At 70.2% G+C, this 20,527-nt stretch carries 17 protein-coding genes; 9 read left to right on the top strand and 8 right to left on the bottom strand.

The features are described 5' to 3' along the window. The first annotated feature begins 49 nt into the window (after nt 1–49). A complete protein-coding gene (locus tag O9280_RS14130) occupies nt 50–2,110 on the top strand; it encodes a tetratricopeptide repeat protein (RefSeq protein WP_298344098.1) in 2,061 nt (686 codons plus the stop codon). Nucleotides 2,111–2,132: 22 nt separating this feature from the next. On the opposite strand, the gene O9280_RS14125 is transcribed toward O9280_RS14130, so the two are convergent. Together O9280_RS14125 and argS are read right to left on the bottom strand one after the other, a co-directional pair. Beyond that, on the bottom strand, nt 2,133–2,768 hold the full coding sequence (locus tag O9280_RS14125; RefSeq protein WP_298344095.1) for an SPOR domain-containing protein: 636 nt from the start codon (nt 2,766–2,768) through the stop codon (nt 2,133–2,135). Next, nucleotides 2,768–4,531, bottom strand: a complete 1,764-nt coding sequence (argS, locus tag O9280_RS14120) for an arginine--tRNA ligase (RefSeq protein WP_298344092.1) — start codon at nt 4,529–4,531, stop codon at nt 2,768–2,770. The genes O9280_RS14125 and argS overlap by 1 nt, the downstream gene beginning before the upstream one ends. A 231-nt stretch (nt 4,532–4,762) precedes the next feature. Here argS and O9280_RS14115 point away from each other — a divergent pair, with 231 nt between their 5' ends. Continuing rightward, entirely contained in the window at nt 4,763–6,547 is a 1,785-nt protein-coding gene (locus O9280_RS14115) for a hypothetical protein (protein ID WP_298344088.1), read from the top strand. A gap of 77 nt (nt 6,548–6,624) precedes the next feature. Here the strand turns inward: O9280_RS14115 and O9280_RS14110 are convergent, their stop codons facing one another. Further along, nucleotides 6,625–7,617 carry a hypothetical protein gene (locus tag O9280_RS14110; protein WP_298344085.1) on the bottom strand — a complete coding sequence of 331 codons (993 nt, stop codon included), beginning with the start codon at nt 7,615–7,617 and terminating at the stop codon, nt 6,625–6,627. 56 nt (nt 7,618–7,673) lie between these two features. Then, nucleotides 7,674–8,348 carry a DNA repair protein RadC gene (gene radC, locus O9280_RS14105; RefSeq protein ID WP_297867635.1) on the bottom strand — a complete coding sequence of 225 codons (675 nt, stop codon included), beginning with the start codon at nt 8,346–8,348 and terminating at the stop codon, nt 7,674–7,676. Between the two features lie 91 nt (nt 8,349–8,439). Between radC and coaBC the strand changes: the two genes are divergently transcribed. Genes coaBC through O9280_RS14090 form a run of 3 tightly spaced genes read left to right on the top strand, consistent with a single transcriptional unit; the run spans nt 8,440 to nt 12,458 of the window. Further along, complete coding sequence (coaBC, locus tag O9280_RS14100; protein ID WP_298344082.1) at nt 8,440–9,654, top strand: bifunctional phosphopantothenoylcysteine decarboxylase/phosphopantothenate--cysteine ligase CoaBC; 1,215 nt, start codon at nt 8,440–8,442, stop codon at nt 9,652–9,654. Further along, the gene (gene dut, locus O9280_RS14095; RefSeq protein ID WP_343228764.1) at nt 9,651–10,118 is read left to right on the top strand and encodes a dUTP diphosphatase; all 468 of its coding nucleotides are present in this window, start codon (nt 9,651–9,653) and stop codon (nt 10,116–10,118) included. Before coaBC ends, dut begins: the two co-directional genes overlap by 4 nt. A 15-nt stretch (nt 10,119–10,133) precedes the next feature. Further along, nucleotides 10,134–12,458 (top strand): phosphomannomutase/phosphoglucomutase, encoded by a 2,325-nt coding sequence (locus O9280_RS14090; RefSeq protein ID WP_298344079.1) that lies wholly within the window; start codon nt 10,134–10,136, stop codon nt 12,456–12,458. A gap of 48 nt (nt 12,459–12,506) precedes the next feature. On the opposite strand, the gene O9280_RS14085 is transcribed toward O9280_RS14090, so the two are convergent. Continuing rightward, nucleotides 12,507–13,208 carry a DUF4124 domain-containing protein gene (locus O9280_RS14085; RefSeq protein WP_298344074.1) on the bottom strand — a complete coding sequence of 234 codons (702 nt, stop codon included), beginning with the start codon at nt 13,206–13,208 and terminating at the stop codon, nt 12,507–12,509. Nucleotides 13,209–13,214: 6 nt separating this feature from the next. Continuing rightward, entirely contained in the window at nt 13,215–13,865 is a 651-nt protein-coding gene (pyrE, locus tag O9280_RS14080) for an orotate phosphoribosyltransferase (protein WP_298344071.1), read from the bottom strand. 134 nt (nt 13,866–13,999) lie between these two features. Here pyrE and O9280_RS14075 point away from each other — a divergent pair, with 134 nt between their 5' ends. From O9280_RS14075 to O9280_RS14065, 3 genes are read left to right on the top strand one after another with little or no spacing between them, the layout of a single operon-like run. Then, a complete protein-coding gene (locus O9280_RS14075; RefSeq protein WP_298344068.1) occupies nt 14,000–14,770 on the top strand; it encodes an exodeoxyribonuclease III in 771 nt (256 codons plus the stop codon). Then, the gene (locus O9280_RS14070; protein ID WP_298344065.1) at nt 14,760–16,121 is read left to right on the top strand and encodes an MFS transporter; all 1,362 of its coding nucleotides are present in this window, start codon (nt 14,760–14,762) and stop codon (nt 16,119–16,121) included. The genes O9280_RS14075 and O9280_RS14070 overlap by 11 nt, the downstream gene beginning before the upstream one ends. A gap of 28 nt (nt 16,122–16,149) precedes the next feature. Further along, nucleotides 16,150–16,434: a hypothetical protein gene (locus O9280_RS14065; RefSeq protein WP_297876013.1), complete on the top strand. Its 285-nt coding sequence runs from the start codon at nt 16,150–16,152 to the stop codon at nt 16,432–16,434. Between the two features lie 15 nt (nt 16,435–16,449). Here the strand turns inward: O9280_RS14065 and O9280_RS14060 are convergent, their stop codons facing one another. Beyond that, nucleotides 16,450–17,592 carry an anhydro-N-acetylmuramic acid kinase gene (locus O9280_RS14060; protein ID WP_298344063.1) on the bottom strand — a complete coding sequence of 381 codons (1,143 nt, stop codon included), beginning with the start codon at nt 17,590–17,592 and terminating at the stop codon, nt 16,450–16,452. Nucleotides 17,593–17,598: 6 nt separating this feature from the next. Continuing rightward, the gene (locus O9280_RS14055) at nt 17,599–18,885 is read right to left on the bottom strand and encodes a peptidoglycan DD-metalloendopeptidase family protein (protein ID WP_298344060.1); all 1,287 of its coding nucleotides are present in this window, start codon (nt 18,883–18,885) and stop codon (nt 17,599–17,601) included. 168 nt (nt 18,886–19,053) lie between these two features. On the opposite strand from O9280_RS14055, the gene tyrS reads away from it, so the two are divergent. Further along, a complete protein-coding gene (gene tyrS, locus O9280_RS14050; protein ID WP_298344056.1) occupies nt 19,054–20,265 on the top strand; it encodes a tyrosine--tRNA ligase in 1,212 nt (403 codons plus the stop codon). The last annotated feature ends 262 nt before the right edge of the window (nt 20,266–20,527 follow it).

The raw sequence follows: 20,527 nt of genomic DNA, 5'->3' as shown, positions 1-20,527 counted from the left end.
CCGCATGGCGCCGGACCGACCCCGCCAATCGCCCCCGATGCGATGGTTGGTGATCACAGCGCTTGTGCTGGCGCTGGCGCCGGCCCCGGCCCCGCCTTCAGCGGCGGCCCCGGCCGACGAGCGCGCGCGGAGCGAGGCCGCGCTGCAGGGCCTCGAAGGGCAAGCGCGCATCGCTCCCCTGGTGGACCTCGTGGTGGCCTCGCGACAGGAGGCCCCCGAGCGCGCCCTCTCGGCTGGCGGGGAGGCGTTGGCGCTCCTTGCACAATGGCCGGACCCGGCTTCCGAAGTGCGCGTGCTCAACGAGATGGGCTGGGCGCACATGGTGCTCGGCCGCTACGACGAGGCAACGACCATCGCCGGCCGCGCGCGTGCGCTGGCCGAGCGCGAGGGTGATTCGCCCGGACTCGCGCGCGCCCTGAACAATCTCGGCGTGATCGCGCGGAGCCGCGGTGAGCCGGGACAAGCCATCGTTCTGTTCGAACAGGCGCTCGTGATCGAGCGTTCGCTGGCGCGCCCCCGCGAAATCGCCGGGGTATTGAACAACCTCGGCGTGGCGCACGGCTTCGATCTCGCCGATTACGACACCGCCCTGCGCTACACGCACGAAGCCCTGCGCCTGCGCGAATCGCTGGGCGAGGCGCAGGACATCGCGTTGTCCGAGAACAATCTCGGCGTGCTGTATGCCCGACTCGGCGACCGCGAGCGTGCCCTCGAGCACTACCAGCTCGCGCTGGCGGTTCGTCGCGAGCTCGGCGTGCCGACACGCATCGCGGGAACCCTGCACAACCTCGGGGACCTCGCGCTCGACGCGGAGGATGTCGCCACCGCCCGTGCCCACCACGAGGAAGCTCTCGCCCTGCGGCGGCAGGCGGGTGACCGGCCCGGCGAACTGATCTCCCTGATCGCCCTGGCCCAGGTCGGGCTCGAAGACGACCGGCTGGCCGATGCGGCGGAGCACCTGCGCGACGCCGAGGCCATCGCCGAAGCGCTCGACCAACCCCGGGAGCGGATGCTGGTGGGGCTTGCCCAAGGGCGCCTTGCCTTCCGCCAGGGCGATTGGGCGACGGCGGAGGCCCGGATCCTCGGCGCCCTCGCGCAGGCCGAGCAGGGCGAAGCCCACGAGGTGCAGCGCCAAGCCACGCTGCAGCTTTCCGAGGTGCAGGCGGCGGCCGGGCGCCATCGCGAGGCCCTCGATACCTTTCGCCGCCACAAAGCGCTCAGCGACCGCATCTTCGACGAGGAGCGCACGCGCCGCCTCGACGCCCTCGACCGCCGTTACGAGGCCGAACAACGGGAGCTGGAGCTCGAGACCTTGCGACGCGAGCGGGCCGAGCAGGGCCTGCAGCTCAGCGAGGAGCGGACGACGCGTCTTTGGCTTGCCGCCGCCCTCGTCGCCCTTGCCCTGGTGTTCGGCGGCTTCCTGCTGCGTCGTCGCGAACTGCAGGCGATCAACCGCCGTCTGGCCGATCTGACGCGAACCGACCAGCTCACTGGCCTCGGCAATCGCCGCTTGCTCGAAGACACGCTGCAGGCCGACCTGCCGCTCAGCCTGCGGCGGCGCGCCGACGGCCAGCGTGCCGCCGACAGCGATCTGGTGGCCCTGCTCATCGACATCGACCACTTCAAGGCCGTGAACGACCAGCGCGGGCATGCCGTGGGCGACCGGGTGCTGGCGCGGTTCGCCGCCGTGCTGAAGGCCACCTGCCGGAGTTCCGACGTGCTGGTGCGGTGGGGTGGCGAGGAGTTCCTCGTCGTCCAGCGTTTCGTCGACCGGGCGCAGGCGCCGGTGCTGGCAGCGCGTCTCGCCGCCGCCGTGCGGTCCGAGCGCTTCGCCATCGACGGTGAAGCCCCGCTCGCGCTCACCTGTTCGATCGGCTTCGCGGCGTTCCCGATCCTTCCGGAGGCCACCGCCGGGGACTGGGACGCCACCCTCGCGCTGGCGGACGAGGCCCTGTATCTCGCGAAGGCACGCCGCGATGCTTGGGTGGGCGTCGTGCGGCGGCTCGACGACGAGCCCGCCACCGAGTGCCAGGACGTGAGGTCGCTACTGCGGGCCGGGGCTTTCGAACTGGTGCGATCCTTCGATCGCGAGGGCGGCGGGGCCCCGTAGGCCCGAGCCGCCGACGGATTCCTCAGCGCGCCGGTGTCGCGGTGACGCCGGCTTCCGCCAGCGCCTTCTGCGCGGCATCGCGGGCGGCCACGTCGGCATAGGGGCCAAGGCGGACGCGATGCAGGGTGCGGCCATTGGCCTGCACGGTTTCGATGCGCGCCATCTGCCCGACCAGGGCCAGCCGCGCGCGGAGCGCTTCGGCGTCGCCGGCATTGCCGAAGGCGCCGGCCTGCAGCTGCAGGCCGCTTGGCGCCGCAGGCGCCGCTGACGGCGTCGTCGTACCAGCGTTTGCCGCAGGTGTCGTCGTCGGAGCCGCCGATGCCGGCGCCGTGCTGCCCGGCGCGGCCGCCTCGGCGGTCTCGCCCGGCAGTTCCACTTCCTTCTCCGGCAGCACGGTGTAGAAGTCGTAGGTCGGCTTCGGCGCTTCCGTCGCCTCTTCCGGCTCCTGCGCGACCGGCTCGGCGTCGCGGCGCGGCGCCGGGGCTTCGGCCTGCGGGTTCGGCTGCGGCAGGATCGCGTCGAGCTTCTGCCGGTCGCCGAACATCAGGTAGGCCGCCGCGAGGCCGAGGCCCAGCGCGAGGCCGGTGACGAGGATCAGGCCGGTCTTCAGGCCGCCACCGCGCTTCGCCTGCGTTTTTCCGCCACGCTTCGACGCCATCACATGCTCTCCGGGGCCGAGACGCCCAGCAGGCCGAGGCCGTTCGCCAGCACCTGGCGCGTCGCCGCGGCGAGGCCGAGGCGCGCATGGCGCAGTTCCTCGTCGGCGATCAGGATCGGCTGGGCGTTGTAGAAGGCGTGGAAGCAGGCGGCGAGCTCACGCAGGTAGTTCGCGATGATCTGCGGGCCGCGATGCTGCGCGGCGGCCTGCACGACCTCCGGGAAGCGCATCAGCTCGGTGATCAGCGCGTTCTCCTGCGGCTCGACCAGCTTCGCGCGTGCGGCTTCGGCGGCGGTGCGGTTCCACGCGTAGCCCTTCTCGACCGCCTGACGGAAGATCGAGGCGATGCGCGCGTGGGCGTACTGGATGTAATAGACCGGGTTCTCGTTCGACTCGCTCTTGGCGAGGTCGAGGTCGAAGTCGAGGTGCTGGTCGTTGCCGCGCATCACGTAGAAGAAGCGCGCCGCGTCGGTGCCCACTTCCTCGCGCAGTTCGCGCAGGGTGACGAAGCTGCCGGCGCGGGTCGACATCTGCACGCGCTCGCCGCCGCGGAACAGGATGGCGAACTGCACGAGTTCGATGTCGATCTTCGCCGGGTCGAGGCCGAGGCCCTGCGCCGCGGCCTTCAAGCGGGCGATGTAGCCGTGGTGGTCGGCGCCGAAGATGTAGATGGCGCGCTCGAAGCCGCGCTCGAACTTGCTGAGCAGGTAGCCGAGGTCGGAGGCGAAGTAGGTGGTGACGCCGTTCTCGCGCTTGACCACGCGGTCCTTGTCGTCGCCGAAGGTGGTCGCGCGGAACCACAGCGCGCCTTCCTGCTCGTACAGGTGGCCGTTGGCCTGCAGCGTGTCGATGGCGCGCTGCACGTAGCCGTCGGTCATCAGCGAGCGTTCGCTGAAGAAGTTGTCGTGGACGACGCCGAAGCCCTTGAGGTCGTCCTTGATGTCCGCGAGGCACCACGACAGGCCGGCATCGAACACCTTGCGGTAGTCGGCGTCGCCCAGCAGCGCCTTGGCGCGGGCGATCAGCCCGTCGACGTGGGCTTCCTTGTCGCCGCCCTGCGATTCGTCCGCCGGCAGGCCGTCCGTCACCTCGGTGGCGCCGCGCTTGAACGCATCACCGACCTTGCCGCGCAGCTTGCGGGCGATCTCGATGACGTAGTCGCCCTTGTAGCCGTTGTCGGGGAAGCGCAGGGCCACGCCCGCCAGCTCGTGGTAGCGCACCCACACCGAGACGGCGAGGATGTCCATCTGCCGGCCGGCGTCGTTGACGTAGTACTCGCGCTGCACGGTGTGCCCGGCGGCCTCGAGCAGGGTGGCGACGGTGGCGCCGTAGGCGGCGCCGCGGCCATGGCCCACGTGCAGCGGGCCATTCGGATTGGCCGAGACGAACTCGACCGTCACCGACTCCAGCGAGCCCGGGTCGCCGCGACCGTAGGCCTCGCCCTGCTCGAAGACTTTGCGGATCGTCGCGAGGCGGCAGCCCTGCGAGATGTGGAAATTCAGGAAGCCGGGGCCGGCGATGTCGACCTTGGCCACGTGCTGCGACGTCGGCAGCGCGTCGACCAGCGCCTGCGCGGCGTCGCGCGGCTTCATCCCGGCCGGCTTGGCCAGCATCAGGGCGAGGCTGGTCGCGTAGTCGCCGTGTTCGGGCGTCTTGGTGCGATCGATGACGACTTCGGGGAGGACGAGGTCCGCCGGCAGGCGGCCATGGCGACGGAGGTCGAGCAGGGCCTGGGCAAGCAGTTCGCGGAGGTGTTCTTTCACGGCGGGTTCCGGGGTGGCCGGCGGGGCCGGTCCGACATCGAGGCGCGGCGCGGGCCTGGGGGCCCGCTCGCAGGCGGTCGCGAAGTTTACCGGAAGGCCGGCAGGGCGGCCGAACTGCAACCTGACCGTCAAGAAAGCCTCGTCGGGCTGTCATCGACGGGCCCGAGCATGGCGGCGCTCGACGGCAACCGGCCGTCGCCGGTCCCGTTTCCCGACTTCTGGAGTTCCGACATGTCCGCCACGACCCGTCTCACCCGACTCGCGCTGGCCAGCGCCATTGCGCTCGCCGCCACCCAGGCCCACGCCTCGGTGCGTCTGTCCGAAGCCTTCGACGGCGCCTGGTTCGACCCGGCCGCCTCCGGCCGCGGCGTCCTGATCGACTTCATCCCGAACGCGCAGCGCGCGGGCGGCACGCTGTTCGCGGCGGACTTCGTGTACGACAACGCTGGCAACCCGTTCTGGATCACGCTCCAGCAGAACTGGTCGGAGTTCCAGAACACCTCGACGACGGTGCCGATCTTCCGTTCGGCGGCGGGCACCTGGCCGGCCCCGGGCACCTCGGCCAACACGCAGATCGGCACCGCGACCTTCACCGTCAACAGCTGCAACTCGATCACCGTCAGCTACACCATGAACGGGAGCACGGGCCTGGCGAACCGCACGCAGACGCTGCAGCGTCTCGGCGGCGTGGACTCCGCCAGCTGCGCCTACCAGCAGGCTTTCACGGCTTGCCCGTCGTTCGCGACGGCCGCCCCGGCCTTCGGCGCACGCGCCTGTCAGCTCCCGGCCACGATCACCGGCGACCAGACCCTCACCAACAACATCACGTGGGTGATGAACGGCAAGGTGCAGGTCGGCACCGACACCGGGCAGGGCGGCACGGCCGCCACGCTGCGGATCCAGCCGGGGACCCTGCTGGTCTCGACCGGCGCGAGCGCGAACTCCTTCGACCACCTTGCCGTCAACCGCGGCTCGAAGATCTTCGCCGAAGGGTCGCGCGCGTTCCCGATCATCATGACCACGGGCAACGAGCTGCCGGGCGCTCCGGGCGCTCCGGCGCCGGGCCAGCTGGGTGGCCTCGTGCTCTCCGGCAACGCCCCGTCGAACTGCAACCCCAACTGCGTGGCCGAGTGGGATACCACCAATCGCTACGGCGGCACCGACGCCAAAGACAACAGCGGCGTCGTGCGCTACATGCAGGTCCGCTACTCGGGCTACATCTTCACCACGAACCGCGAGCTCAACGCCTTCACCTTCAACGGCGTGGGCTCGGGCACGACGCTCGAGTACCTGCAGGCCTTCCGCGGCCAGGACGACGGCTTCGAGTGGTTCGGCGGCACGGCGAACGTCCGCTACGCGCTGGTGACCTGCGGCGGCGACGACGGCTTCGACTGGGACGAGGGCTTCACCGGCAAGCTCCAGTTCGGCGTGGTCGACCAGCGCGGCTGCCCGGGTTCCAACCACGGTTTCGAGCTGTCGAACAGCCCGACGAACGTCGACGCCAACCCGCGTGCTCGTGGCACCGTTGCCAACGTCACGGTCCTGGGCCCGTCGGCCGTCACCGGTAGCGACGGCCTGCTGGTGAACAGCGGTTCGGGCGGCAACTTCTACAACCTGATCATCGCCGGGTTCCCGCGCGCTTGCGTGGCATTCGACGGCGTGGCAACCGAGGCCGCGGCCGGCAACCCGGACATCGGGCTGAGCGGTGTCCTCACCGGCAACAACATCAAGGTCGCCGGCTGCGTGGCGAACACCCGCACCGGCACGGGCCTGTCGACGAACTTCGCCCAGCGCTGGTTCTCGTCGCAGACCGGCAATGAGGTCCTCGCGACGTCGCCGCTCGTCGCCGGCAGCTTCCTGCCGAACGGCAATGCCCCGGCCGGCGTGTTCCCGCCGGGCGGAGCGGCTCCGAGCGTGAATGACTGGTTCGTCCCGACCGATTACGTGGGCGCCTTCCGCAGCAACTCGGACAACGACAACTGGACCCTGAGCTGGTCGCGTCCGTTCAACCCCTGATCTCGAAGCACGGCGGCAAGAAGAGGGGCCGGCGAGCGATCGCCGGCCCTTCCGTTTTCCGGGTGGAGGGTGTGGGCTCAGGGCGCCTGCGCGGCGATCTCGCGGAAGGCGTTGATCACCGCATGCCCCGAGCTCGGCGACGAACCGGCGGGGAAGCGCTCACGGAGCCGGCGCCCGGTCTCGCGCACGCGGGCCGCGTTCGCGTCGCGCTGGGCGCCGAAGGCGGCGCGGCCCTCGCGCGAGGCGAAGCGCTGCAGGGCGAAAACGTAGCGCTCCTGCCCCTCGGTGAGGAAGCCGAGGCAGCCTGCGGCGGATTCCGCAGCGTCCAGCGCACGGCCCGCGCGGTATTGGATCTCGCTGGCGAGCGCGACTGCGGACTGCGCGAAATCGATGTAGGGCGACGCCACGTTGCTGGTGTCGATGTCCGCCGCCATGCGGGCCAGGTGCTCGGCCTCCGCGGCAATTGGATCGTCGCGCCAACCCGGTTGCGAGCCGTCCAGCCATCCGGCAAGCCGATGCGCGAACGCCCCCTGCGACTGCACGTTCTCGTCGTTCCCGGCGGCGAAGGTGCTGCCGACGATGGCGAAGCGCAGCATCATGCGGAGCGTGGTCTCGGAGAGGCCGGCGGCATCGAGCAGCCGTTCGGTTTCGGCCAGGCTCGCCGCTTCGTTGGCGCCGATCGGCTCGTCGTCATGTCGTCGCGCTTCGCGCTGGCGCAGGTCGTGGCAGGCGCAGAACAAGGCCAGCGCTTCGCGTCCGACGGTGGTCAGGCCAGCCTGCGCGAGCAGGGCCGGCAGCTTGTCTTCCAGGAGCTCCAGCAGGTGGTCCTGGTTGTGGTACGCGTGGCCGTCCTGGCCCAGCGGACCGTAGCGCATCGCCATGCGCACCACCGCGACGCTGGCGACGTCGATGACCGCCGCGTTGCCGATCCCGGCTCGTTCGCAGGCCCGGGCGACGCGGTTGGCGTAGGCGCCGGCGCGCGGGTCGAACTCCGCACTCGCCAGCGCGCCAATCGGCACGGCCTGCTCGACGGCATCGGCCGGGTACACCAGACGGTAGTCGATCGGCATGGGCGAGCCCGGGGAGCGGTTCGATCGGAGTATACGGGCGGTTTTCCCCGCCACCGCTAGACCCAGCCGCGCTCGGCCATCGAGACGGCAGGGCCGTCGCCAACCACGAAGTGGTCGAGCAGTCGCACCTCCACGAGGGCCAGCGCCTGCTTGAGTGCCGCGGTGAGTTGGCGGTCGGCCGCGCTCGGCTCGGCGACGCCGCTTGGATGGTTGTGCCCCAGCACCACGGCCGCCGCATTCAAGCCCATGGCGCGCTGCACCACCACGCGGGGGTGCACTGCGGCCGAATCGATGGAGCCCTCGAACAGTACTTCGTGGGCGATCACGCGGTGGCGATTGTCGAGGAACAGCACGCCGAAGCGTTCGCGTGGCGAGGCGCGCAGCCAGCGGCTGAAGTACTCGCCGGCCTGCCGCGGCGAGGCGAGGGCGTCGCCGCGGGCGAGCTCGCCCTGCAACTGGCGTCGCCCCAAGGCCAGCGCCGCCGAGATCAGCGCGGCCCGCGCCGGCCCGATCCCGGGCAATTGGCGTAGCTCAGCGGGAGCGCGGTCGAGCAGGGCACGCAGCCCGCCGCAGCGGTTGATGAGGCCTTGGGCGTGGGCGACGGCATTGCTTCCGCGTGGCCCGGTGCCGAGGAACAGGGCCAGGAGCTCGGCGTCGGACAAGGCATCCGGGCCTTGGGCGTGGAGGCGTTCGCGGGGGCGGTCGGTGGCTGGCCAGTCGTGCAGGGTCATGGCGCCAGCGTGGCGTGCGCGGGGCGGATTGGCCGTCCGAACCCGCGGTGCGCTGGGGTAAGCTTCCCGCTCAATCTTGATGGAGCGCGGCGTGGCGGCATTGCACGGGGAACGGATCCTGCTCGGCGTCAGCGGAGGCATCGCCGCATACAAGTCGGCGGATCTCGTGCGTCGCCTGCGCGAAGCCGGCGCGGAGGTCCGCGTGGTCATGACCGAAGGCGCGGCGCACTTCATCACCGCCACCACGCTGCAGGCCCTCTCCGGCCACCCGGTTCGCACGTCGCTGTGGGACGAGTCGGCCGAAGCGGCCATGGGCCATATCGAGCTGGCGCGCTGGGCCACGCGCGTGCTGGTGGCGCCCGCCACTGCCGACATGCTCGCCCGCCTTGCCCAGGGCCGCGCCGACGACCTGCTCAGCACGCTCTGCCTCGCGACCGAAGCGCCTCTCGCCGTTGCACCGGCGATGAATCGCGTGATGTGGGCGAATGCCGCCACGCAAGCCAATGTCGCCACCCTGCGCCAGCGCGGCGTTGCCGTGTTCGGTCCGGGCGCCGGTGAGCAGGCTTGCGGGGAGACCGGCGAAGGCCGGATGCGCGAGCCCACCGAACTCGTGGCCGATCTCGCTGAGGCGCTCGCCGAGGGCACGACGCCGAAGCGCCTCGCCGGGCGTCGCGTGCTGGTTAGCGCCGGCCCCACCTTCGAGGACATCGATCCGGTGCGTTTCGTCGGCAACCGCAGCAGCGGCCGGATGGGTTTCGCCGTGGCCGAAGCGGCCGTGCGTGCCGGCGCCGAGGTCACGCTGGTGGCCGGCCCCGTGAAGCTGGCCACGCCGGCCGGCGTGCGTCGCATCGATGTCCGCAGCGCCGCCGAGATGCACACCGCCGTGCTGGCCGCCCTGCCCGGGAATGACGCCTACGTGGGCGCCGCGGCCGTCGCCGACTACCGGCCGGCCGAAGTCGCCGGGCAAAAGATCAAGAAGGGCGCCGGCCCGATGACGTTGCTGCTCGAACGCACCGCCGACGTGCTCGCCGAGGTTGCCGTGCACGCGCAGCGCCCGCGTTGCGTGATGGGATTCGCGGCGGAGACGCATGACGTCGAGGCCTACGCGCGCGGCAAGCTCGCGGCCAAGAAGCTCGACGCCATCGCCGCCAACCAGGTTGGCGTGCCGGGTTGCGGGTTCGATGCCGACGAGAACGCGCTCACGCTCTTTTGGAACGGCGGCGAGAAAACCTTCGCCACCGCGCGCAAGGCCGACATCGCCCGCGGCTTGGTCGACTGGATCGCCGACTGGCTGGGCCGTGCATGAGTGCCCTGTCGCCCGCCGTCGACCTGAAGATCCTCGACGCCCGGCTCGGCGCCGAGTTCCCCCTGCCGGACTACGCCACGGCGCAGTCCGCCGGCATGGACCTGCGCGCCATGCTCGAGGCACCGCACACCCTGGCCCCCGGCGAGACCGCCCTCGTGCCCAGCGGGCTGGCGTTCCACATCGGCGACGCTGCGCTGTGCGCCGTGGTCTTGCCGCGTTCGGGCCTTGGCCACAAGCACGGCCTCGTGCTGGGCAACCTCACCGGCCTCATCGACGCCGATTACCAGGGGCCGCTGATGATCAGCCTGTGGAACCGCGGCACCGCTCCTGTCACCGTCCAGCCCGGCGACCGCGTCGCCCAGCTGGTGTTCCTCCCCGTCGCCCGCGCCCGCTGGAACGTCGTGGCCGCCTTCGATGCCTCCGAGCGCGGTGAAGGTGGTTTCGGCCACACTGGCACCCGCTGACCCCCGGACCCCCGCATGCAGAACGCCGAAACGCCCCGTCCGAAGATCCGCATCCTCAACATCCTGCTGGCGGTGTTCGCCATCGTGGCGGGCGCCCTGCTGGCTTGGGGCGGCTGGACCCTGCACTCGGCCTCGGCCCTGTCCGTCACGGCCCAGGAGGCGCGGACGGCCGCGGTCGCCGAGCTGCGTGCCCTGCTCGACGCCGAGCGCGCCAGCCTCGAAGAGCAGCGCAAACTCCCGCGCGTGCGCGACGCCGTGCTCGGCAACAACATCGATGGCGCGCGTGCCGCCTTGGCTGGTAGCTGGGTGGGCATCGAAGCCGTCGAGATCCATCCGGCCGACATCACCCCGCTGTGGGCGAACGCCGAGCGCTTCGGCTACGGAAAGCTCGGACTGCTGGTCACCGCCCTTGATCGCGATGGCGTGCAGATGGCGGTCGTGCAGGACGCCGGGCGTCCGTGGCTGGCGCTCGCCGCCCCGATTCCCGACGAGAACGGTCTGGTCGGCCTTGCCTACGTGCGTCGTCCGCTCGACCTCCTGCAGCCGCTGATCGACCGCGCCGCGCCCTCCGGGGCTTACGCGGCCTTGCGTCAGGGCGGTCGCTCGCTGATCGAGTCCGGAAACATCACCCTTTCGGAAGAGGCGGAACGCGGCGCCGTTGCGCTGGCGGAAAGCCGGCTGCGGGTCGTCGGTACGTCGCCGTACGCCGACCCGGGCACGCTCGACATGGGTGGCTTGGTCGAACTGGTCGCCGGCAGTCTGGTCGTCCTGTTCGGTCTGGCGCTCGTGCTCGTTCCTCGCGAGAAGGCGGCGGCGCTTGCGAGGCGCCTCACGGAGCGCAAGGCCAAGGGGGTCGTGGAAGCGGAGCCGACCCTCGCCGAGCTGCAGGCCGACGGCAAACTCGAAACCGCTCGGCCGTCCCCGGCGAGGCCCGTCGAGGTGAAGCCGAGCGCCCCGGAGTTCACCGTCGAGCGCAGCATTTTCCGCGCCTACGACATTCGTGGCGTGGTTGGCCAGACGCTCAGCCCCGACGTCGCCCGCCTGATCGGCCGCGCCGTCGGCGCGCTGATGAAGGAGAAAGGCCTGCGTGGCATCGCCATCGGTCGCGACGGCCGGATCTCCTCGCCGGAGATGTCGCGCGCGCTCATCGACGGCTTGCGCATGTCGGGTATCGACGTCACCGACGTCGGCATGGTCCCGACGCCGGTCGCGTATTTCGCCGCGCACCACCTGCGCCTCGGCAGCGCCATCGCCGTCACCGGCAGCCACAACCCGCCCGACTACAACGGCTTCAAGATCGTCGTCGACGGCGAAACCCTGTCCGGTGGCGCGATCAGCGATCTCTACGTGCGCATCGCGGAAGGGCGCATGCCGGTGGCCGAGCGCCGCGGCGAACTCGACACCGTCGACATCGGCCAGGACTACATCGACCGCGTCGCTGGCGACATCCAGATCGAGCGCCGCCTTCGCGTGGTGGTCGACGCCGGCAGCGGCGTGGCCGGCGATCTCGGCCCGCGCCTGCTCGAAGCCATCGGCGCCGATGTCGAGACGCTTTACTGCGACATCGACGGCACCTTCCCCTTCCACCATCCGGACCCGAGCGACCCGCACAACCTCGAGGACCTCGTGCAGGCGGTGCAGCGCGCCGGTGCCGACATCGGCCTCGCCTTCGACGGCGACGGCGACCGCCTCGGCGTGGTGACCCGCGACGGGGAGATGATCTACCCCGATCGCCTGCTGATGCTGTTCGCGGCCGACGTGCTGGAGCGCAACCCGGGTGCTTGCATCATCTACGACGTGAAGTGCTCGGGGCACCTCGCCGGCTACGTGCTGCGCCATGGCGGCAGCCCGCTGATGTGGAAGACCGGTCATTCGCTGATCAAGGCGAAGATGAAGGAGACGGAGGCGGAGCTCGCCGGCGAGATGAGCGGCCACTTCTTCTTCAAGGAGCGCTGGTACGGGTTCGACGACGGCCTCTATGCGGCCGCGCGCCTGCTCGAGATCCTCGCCACCCGCGCGGAGGAGCCGGAAGCGGTCTTTGCCGAGCTGCCGAAGGCCACCAGCACGCCCGAGCTCAAGATCGAGATGCAGGAGGGCGAGCCGCATGCCTTCATCGAGGCCTTCGTGGCCGGGGCCCGTTTCGAAGGGGCCCGCGTCTCCACGATCGACGGCCTTCGCGCCGATTGGCCGGATGGCTGGGGGCTGGTTCGAGCTTCGAACACGACGCCCATCCTCGTGTTGCGCTTCGAGGCGGACAACGAGGAGGCGCTGGCCCGGGTGCAGGAAGGTTTCCGCGCCGCGATCCTCGCTATCCGGAGCGATCTGACCCTGCCGTTCTGATCCCAGCCCCTCGCGCCGGTGTCCGCTCGCGGACCCGGCACCGGGCGGTTACATCTCGGTGGCCATCCCGCGCTCGCGGGCCGCTTGGCGCTCGCGGAACAGCACGACCAGCCGTTCCATCTCCTCGCCAAGCACCTGGCGCTCCGCCGCACGCTCGACGCGCGCCTGCTCCTGCTTCTGCACCTCCTCGCGCAGTTCGAGGATGACGTCGATCGTGCGCCGCGGCACCGGGCGGCCGGCCAGCTCGGCATCGCCAGCGACGCCCAGCTGCTGGTGCAGGCTGCCGCGCTGCGAATTGATGGCGGCCTCGAGGCTTTCGAGCGTCTCGTCGATGACCCTCTGGCGGTCGATGTAGGCCATGCGCAGGTCCTCTTCGGTGCGGAAGCTGCTGACCTTTGCCTCTTCGGAGCGCTGTGAGTTCTCGACGCGCGCCTGGGCCTCGGCGGCACGGAGGGCCTCCGCTTCGGCGGCGCGGCGTTCTTCGGCCGTCAGGGCGCGGTCGACGGTACTGCGCACCAGGCCCGTGGCCACGCTCAGTTCGGCGCGCGCTTGGTTCACCACGTCGGCCGGCAGGGCGTCGGTGTAGTGGACCTTGCCGCTGGAATCCGTCCAGCGGTAGAGCTTCTTCTCCGCGGTTGCTTCGGTGCCCTGGGCCGCCACCGGCGCGATGGCGATGGGCAGGGCGGCCAGCAGGGCGACCGCGAGCGCGGCGGGCCGGATCACGCGGCGGGGAAGGGCGGTACGGGCCATGCCAGATCATCCGTCGATCGAACCGTAGGCCGCACGATACGCCAGCAGGCGCTCGCGATGCAGGGCCAGTTCGGGGCGGTCCGCGACAAAGGTGAACAGGTCGTCCAGCCGGGCGACCGAGACCACCGGCACGCCCAGTGCCGCCGAGGCCTCCTGGGCCGCGGAACGCTGGCCTTCCGCACCTCGCTCCTGGCGGTCCAGCGCGATCAGCACGCCGCAGGGCGTACCACCGGCAGCGCGGATGATCTCCACCGACTCGCGGACGGCGGTGCCGGCGGTGATCACGTCGTCGACGATCAGCACGCGGCCCTTGAGCGGGGCGCCAATCAGCGTGCCGCCCTCGCCATGGGTCTTGGCTTCCTTGCGGTTGAACGCGACCGGCACGTCGCGGCCGCGCTTCGCCAGCGCCATCGCCAGCGCGGTGGCCAGCGGGATGCCCTTGTAGGCGGGGCCGAACAGCATGTCGAAGGCCACGCCGCTCTCCAGCAGCGCCTCGGCGTAGCAGTCGGCGAGGCCCGACAGCGTGGCGCCAGTGTTGAACTGCCCGGCATTGAAGAAGTAGGGGCTGGTGCGGCCGGATTTCAGGTGGAACTCGCCGAAGCGCAGCGCTTCCGCGCGCAGCGACAGATCGAGGAAAGCTTGGCGGTAGGTGCTCACGCGGGCTCCGGCATGGATCGGAAAGGTCGTCAGGCTAGCGGAAAGCCCATTCCCCGCGCATCTGCAGGGCTGCGACGCGCGGCGGCACGGCCGGATCGGCGACAATCCGGCTGTGATCCCTGACCCGCCTTTTCATGCGCATCTGCAGCTTCAACGCCAACGGCCTGCGCTCCGCGGCCAGCAAGGGGTTCTTCGACTGGTTTGCTGCGTCCGGCATCGACGTGCTGTGCGTGCAGGAGACCAAGGCGCAGGAGCACCAGCTGGCCGACGCGCTGTTCCGTCCGGCGGGCTGGCACGTGGCGTTTCGCGACGCGTCGACGAAGAAGGGCTATTCGGGCGTGGCGGTCTACAGCCGCACGAAGCCGGATGCGTACGCCACCGGCCTCGGCTGGGCGCCCTTCGACGAAGAGGGGCGCTGGCTGGAGGCCCGCATCGGCAACCTGTCCGTCGTTTCCCTGTACTTGCCTTCCGGCAGCTCGGGCGACGAGCGCCAAGGCTTCAAGTTCGAAGTGATGCGCTGGTTCCGGCCGCAGTTGCAGGCGCTGCTGGCCTCGGGCCGCGATGTGGTGGTCTGCGGCGACTGGAACATCGCGCACACGCCGAAGGACATCCGCAACGCCAAGTCGAACGAGAAGAACTCCGGTTTCCTTCCGGAAGAGCGCCAGTGGCTGACAGCCCTGCTCGAAGAAGACGGCTGGGTCGACGCCTACCGGCGCCTGCGCCCGGACGGGCAGGACTACACGTGGTGGAGCCAGCGCGGCGCGGCCCGGGCCAAGAACGTCGGCTGGCGCATCGATTACCAGCTGGTCAGCCCCGGTCTGGCGTCGCGGCTGAAGGATTGCGCGATCCACCCGGAACCGCGCTTCTCTGATCACGCGCCCTTCGTCGTCGACTATGCCGACTGATTCAACCGCCACCTCGACGCCTGCAGCGGCCCCGCGCCCCGGCTGGCGCGAAGTGCTGCGCGGCGTGCGCGATCCGAAGGTGGCGCTGCTGCTGGTGCTTGGCCTCGCCGCCGGCCTGCCTTTCATGCTGGTCGGGAACACGCTGGGCTTCTGGCTGCGCACCGAGGGCATCGAGCTGGGGGCCATCGGTTTCCTCTCGTGGGTCGGTATCGCCTATTCCGTGAAGTTCCTCTGGGCACCGGTGGTCGATCGCACCACGGTGCCGCTGCTCGGCCGCCTCGGTCGGCGCCGCGGCTGGTTGCTGCTGGCGCAGGGCGGGGTGGTGCTCGGCCTGCTCGCCATGGCGATCCTCACGCCAAAGGGCCATCTGCAGCTGTTCGGGGCGATTGCGCTGGGCGTTGCCCTCGCTTCCGCCACGCAAGACATCGTCATCGACGCCTGGCGCATCGAGTGCGCCGAGAGCAGCGACCAGCTGGCGATCCTCAGCGCGGCCTACCAGCTCGGTTACCGCACGGCGCTGCTGCTGACCGACGCCCTGATCTTCCTCGTGGCCGCCCAGGTTGGTTGGGCCTCGTCCTACGCCGCCTTCGCCGCGATGGCTTTCGCCGGCCTCGTCGTGGTGCTGTTCGTCGGTGAACCGCGCAGCGCCGGGCCGTCGTCGACGGTGGGCCTTCCGCCGCTGTGGACGCCGCGCGGGCTTTACGACGCCATCCTCGGCCCGTTCATCGCCTTCTTCCTCCAGCACCGGCAGATGGCCTTGGCCGTCCTCGCCGCGATCAGCCTGTACCGCCTCGCCGACTTCGTGATGGGGCCGATGGCGAACCCGCTGTATGCCGATCTCGGCATCGCCGAGCAGACGATCGGCAAGGTGCGTGGCGGCATCGGCCTCGCGGCCACGTTCTTCGGCACCGCGGCGGCGGGCGTGGCCGCCCTGCGCCTCGGCTTGTTCCCGACCCTGCTGCTCGGCGCGGTGCTGGGCCCGTTGTCGAACCTCGCGTTCGCTTGGCTCGCCCTGTCCGGTGCGAACAACGTTGTGTTCGGCATCGCCATGGCGATCGACAACTTCAGCGCCGGTTTCGCCGGCATCGCGCTGATCGCCTACATGTCGAGCCTCACCAACGTCGGCTACACCGCCACCCAGTACGCGTTGCTGAGTTCGTTTTATGCATTGCTTGGCAAGGTGATGAAGGGCTTTTCCGGCGTCATCGTCGAGACGCTGGCCCAGACGCGGCCGCTGATGGAGGCCTACGCCTTGTTCTTCGCCGGCACCGCAGCGCTGGCTGTGCCCGCGATCGCGCTGGTGGCGTGGCTGGCGCGCCATGCGCCCGCGGGCGTAAGCTCGAAATCCTGATCCCTTCCACGGAGCGCGGCCCGCCCCCATGGCCGATTTCCTCGTCCGCGACATCGATGAGCGTGTGGCCGAACGGCTGAAAGAGCTGGCCCGTCAGAAGGGCTGGCCGCTCAACGACGTGATCCTGCACCTGCTCAAGCAGGCGCTCGGCATGGCCGAGCCCGAGCCGCCGCCGGTGCCGGGCGACATCGCCCGCCTGCGTGGCGCGTGGAACGACGAGGAAGCCCGCGCGTTCTACGAAGCCATGAACGCGATGACCGATCTGCCCAACGACGCGCCGGCGTACACGCGCAATCCTTCCGAAGGCAGCTGATTCCGCCGGCAGGGTTCAGTCGCCGCGACGCCCCGGAACGATCACGCCCAGCACGCGCGGGCCGGCGGCCCCCGTCACTTCCGGGCGATTGCCCGGCCGCCCCTCCAGCGTTTGCCAGGCCAGCCACGCGAAGCCCGCCGCCTCGACCGCATCGGGGTCGATGCCGTGCGCGGCGCTGCTTTCCACCGCCACGCCCGGCAGCAGGGCGGCAAGGCGCGCCATCAGCAGGGCGTTGTGCACGCCGCCACCGCAGGCGATCAGACGCGTGGTGTCCGGCTGCGTGGCACGCAGCGCATCGACGATGCTGCGCGCACTGAATTCCACCAGCGTCGCCTGCACGTCCTGCGGCGCCTCGTCGCCTTCCAGCCGCTCGCGCAGCCAGCCCAGATGGAACTGGTCGCGGCCGCTGCTCTTGGGCGGTGGTAGGGCCAGCCACGGCTCGGCCAGGCAGCGCTGCAGCAGCCCGGGCAGCACGCGGCCGGTGGCGCCCCAGGCGCCGTGAGCGTCATAGGCATGGCCGGTGTGCTCGAAGCACCACGCGTCCATCAATCCGTTCGCCGGGCCCGTGTCGAAGCCGCGCACCGGGCCCGTCGTCGGGAGCAGGGTGAGGTTGCCGATGCCCCCGAGGTTCAACACCGCACGCACTTCGCGGGCGTCGCCGAGTACGGCGGCATGGAAAGCCGGCATCAAGGGCGCGCCTTCACCGCCGGCGGCCACGTCGCGGCGGCGGAAATCGGCCACCACGTCGCAGCCGGTGCGCTCCGCGATCACATTCGGGTCGCCCACCTGTAGGGTGAACCGGTGCGGCGGCCGCGGCCGGTGCCGCAGGGTCTGCCCGTGCGAGCCGATCGCACGCACCTGCGCCGGTGCGATGCCGGCCTCGTCCAGCAGCGCCAGGGTCGCCTGCGCGAAAGCCTCGCCGATCGCGCTGTCCAGCGCGCCGAACTCATCGAGATGCACCGTGGCCTCGCTTTGCGAGACGCGCAGGATCGTGGCGCGAAGGTCGGGTTCGTAAGGGGTGGTGCGGGCGCGCAGCACCGCGATGCGCGGCGCGGTGCCCACGATGGGCGGCGAAACCGAGATCAGCGCGGCATCGATGCCATCGGCGCTGGTGCCGGAAATCAGCCCGACGAACAGCGCGTCGCCCTGCGAAGGCACGGCCGGTCAGCGCGCCGCGAGCTGGAAGCCTTCGATGCGCTTCAGCTGGGCCAGCGCCGGGGCGGTGGCGCGGCGGTACTCGGCCAGCGCCGCGCCGGTCAGCGGCTCGGGCTTCGGCATCGTCACGGTCAACGGGTTGCGGTGCACGCCGTTGACGCGGAATTCGTAGTGCAGGTGCGGACCGGACGACAGGCCGCTGGTGCCGACGTAGCCGATGGTGCGGCCCTGCTGCACGCGCTGGCCCACGCGATAGCTGCCGAGGCGCGACATGTGCGCATACAGCGTGGTGATGCCATTGCCGTGGTCGAGGATGACCGTGCGGCCATAGCCGTTCTGCCAACCGGCGAACTTCACCCGCGCGTCGCCGGCCGCGAAGATCGGTGTGCCGGTCGGCGCGGCGTAATCGACGCCCTTGTGCATGCGCATGCGGCCGAGGATCGGATGGCGACGCGCACCGAAGCCGGAGCTCAGGCGCGCGAATTCGATCGGCGTGCGCATGAAGCTCTTGCGCAGCGGGCGGCCGTCGAGGTCGAAGAACTCCTGCTGGCCGTTATGTTCGAAGCGCACTGCCGTGTACGGCTTCCCCTGGTTGATGAAGTTGACCGCGACCACGCCGCCGTCGCGCAGGCGCTCGCCTTCGCGCCACAGTTCCTCGTAGACGATCTGGAAGGCGTCGCCTTCACGCAGGTCCTGCGCGAAGTCGATGTCGTACTGCAGCGCCTTCACCATGTCGTTCATGACGGCGGCGCTGAGGCCGGCCTTGGCGCCGTCAGCGAACAGCGAGCTGCGGATCGTGCCGCCGGCGATCACCACCCGGCGCTCCATCGGCCGCTCGATCACTTCGCGCTCGATGGCGTCCTCCGAGACCGCCAACTGCACGCGCTTGCTCTCGTCCTGGTCGAAGCGCAGGCCCTTGAGCTCGCCGTCCGCGCCGATCTCGAAGGCGAGTTCGCTGCCCACGCGCAGACGCGTGGCCATCTGGCTGGCTTCCGGCACTTCCAGCACGCGATGCATGGTGCTGGCGGGCAAGCCGAGGTCGGCGAACACGCTGCCGAGGGTCTGGCCGGAAGCGATGCGCACCGTCTGCCAGTCATTGCGCGGCGCGCTGGCGACCGTTGCGGCCGGCGGCGGGGGCAGGGCGATGGCCTGCGTCACGCGCTCCGGCTGGGCTTCCCGCTCCATCGCGCCATCCAGCGCCGGAACGATCGAACCCAGCAGCACGGCAAGGGCGCCCGCGAGGGCGATCGGCAGGGCTCGCGGCGCCTTGGGCGCGAGACGGCGGGCATTCGACAAGGCGCAACTCCGGAGGACGGAAACGGCCGTAACTTACCCACAGCGGAAAACCATCGTCAAACCTTTGAAGCGATTGGTTTTTTTGGCCCCGGCGTTTAACCTGAGGTTAACGCGCTGGCGCCCGAACCGGGCCCCTGCTCACCTTTTCATCTTCATGAAGTGCCGCCCATGACCACGCCGGACACCGCCCTTGCGCAACTCGCGCGCGGGACGGACGACATCATCAAGCTCGAGGACCTCGCCGCCCGCCTCGCCACCGGCCGTCCCCTGCGCATCAAGGCGGGCTTCGATCCGACGGCGCCCGACCTGCATCTGGGCCACACCGTCCTGCTCAACAAGATGCGGCAGTTCCAGGACCTCGGGCACCAGGTCATCTTCCTGATCGGCGATTTCACCGGAATGATCGGCGACCCGACCGGCAAGAGCGCCACCCGCAAGCCACTGACCCGCGAGGACGTGCTGGCGAACGCGAAGACCTACGCCGACCAAGTCTTCAAGGTCCTCGACCGCGAGAAGACCGAGGTCCGCTTCAATAGTGAGTGGTTCGGCGCCATGTCCGCGGCCGACATGATCAAGCTGGCGGCCCAGCACACCGTGGCGCGCATGCTGGAGCGCGACGACTTCCAAAAGCGCTTCAGCGGCCAGCAGCCGATCGCCATCCATGAGTTCCTCTACCCGCTGGTGCAGGGCTACGACTCGGTGGCGCTGAAGGCTGACGTGGAATTGGGCGGCACCGACCAGCGCTTCAACCTGCTGATGGGCCGCGGCCTGCAGGAGCACCACGGGCAGGCGCCACAGGTGGTCATGACGATGCCGCTGCTCGAGGGCCTCGACGGCGTCAACAAGATGAGCAAGTCGCTCGGCAACTACATCGGCATCAATGAACCAGCCATCGACATCGTCACCAAGACGATGAAGATCGGTGACGAGCTGATGTGGCGATGGATCGAGCTGCTGAGCTTCGAGATTTCGCTGGCCGAGCTCGCCACGCTGAAGGCGGACGTCGCGGGTGGCACCCTCCATCCGCGCGATCTGAAGCTGCGCCTCGCGCGCGAACTGACGGTCCGCTTCCATGGCGTGGCCGAGGCCGAAAAGGCGATCGCGGGCTGGCAGGCGGTGGTCACCGGCGCAGGCGATACCTCACAGCTGCCGCTGACGGAACTCGCGGCACCGGCGGAAGGGCTGCGAATCGCCGCCCTTCTGACGCAGGCCGGACTGACGCCGAGCAACTCCGAGGCGATGCGCAAACTGAAAGAGCGCGCTGTACGTATTGATGGCGAGGTGTTCGAAGACCCTCAGCGCTTGTTCGAGCCCGGGTTCGAAGCCGTGCTGCAGGTGGGCAAGCGCACCTTCGCGCGCATCCGCCTCGTGGTGGCTTGAGGGCTTCGCGCCCCGTCGTTCAGTTTTGATGCGCGTTCGGCCGCGTTTTCGCGGCCGAAACTGAACGGCGATCGCCCTTGGCGGACAAAACACCGTGAAGGGCTTGCGACGCCCTCCCTCGGTTGCCTATAGTTCGCGCCCCTTCGCAGGGTGGCTCGGAAACGAGCGGCGCGGCGGAGGGGGGTTGAGAAGAAAGTTTCGCTTTACGGTGTTGACGAACTTCGAAACTGCTGTATAGTGTGCGGCTCCCTCGGGCGAAACG

Origin of the sequence: Silanimonas sp., assembly GCF_027531545.1 — a bacterium.
Lineage (GTDB): Bacteria > Pseudomonadota > Gammaproteobacteria > Xanthomonadales > Xanthomonadaceae > Silanimonas.
Note: the sequence above shows the minus strand (reverse complement) of the source record. Positions and strands in the feature narration are given on the sequence as shown.

What these genes read in the sequence shown, in the direction of transcription:
- dut (WP_343228764.1), top strand. Translation starts at nt 9,651, where the DNA reads ATGAGTGCCCTGTCGCCCGCCGTCGACCTGAAGATCCTCGACGCCCGG.
- O9280_RS14075 (WP_298344068.1), top strand. Translation starts at nt 14,000, where the DNA reads ATGCGCATCTGCAGCTTCAACGCCAACGGCCTGCGCTCCGCGGCCAGC.
- O9280_RS14110 (WP_298344085.1), bottom strand. Translation starts at nt 7,617, where the DNA reads ATGCCGATCGACTACCGTCTGGTGTACCCGGCCGATGCCGTCGAGCAG.
- O9280_RS14125 (WP_298344095.1), bottom strand. Translation starts at nt 2,768, where the DNA reads ATGGCGTCGAAGCGTGGCGGAAAAACGCAGGCGAAGCGCGGTGGCGGC.
- O9280_RS14085 (WP_298344074.1), bottom strand. Translation starts at nt 13,208, where the DNA reads ATGGCCCGTACCGCCCTTCCCCGCCGCGTGATCCGGCCCGCCGCGCTC.
- O9280_RS14070 (WP_298344065.1), top strand. Translation starts at nt 14,760, where the DNA reads ATGCCGACTGATTCAACCGCCACCTCGACGCCTGCAGCGGCCCCGCGC.
- O9280_RS14090 (WP_298344079.1), top strand. Translation starts at nt 10,134, where the DNA reads ATGCAGAACGCCGAAACGCCCCGTCCGAAGATCCGCATCCTCAACATC.
- radC (WP_297867635.1), bottom strand. Translation starts at nt 8,348, where the DNA reads ATGACCCTGCACGACTGGCCAGCCACCGACCGCCCCCGCGAACGCCTC.
- O9280_RS14065 (WP_297876013.1), top strand. Translation starts at nt 16,150, where the DNA reads ATGGCCGATTTCCTCGTCCGCGACATCGATGAGCGTGTGGCCGAACGG.
- tyrS (WP_298344056.1), top strand. Translation starts at nt 19,054, where the DNA reads ATGACCACGCCGGACACCGCCCTTGCGCAACTCGCGCGCGGGACGGAC.
- O9280_RS14115 (WP_298344088.1), top strand. Translation starts at nt 4,763, where the DNA reads ATGTCCGCCACGACCCGTCTCACCCGACTCGCGCTGGCCAGCGCCATT.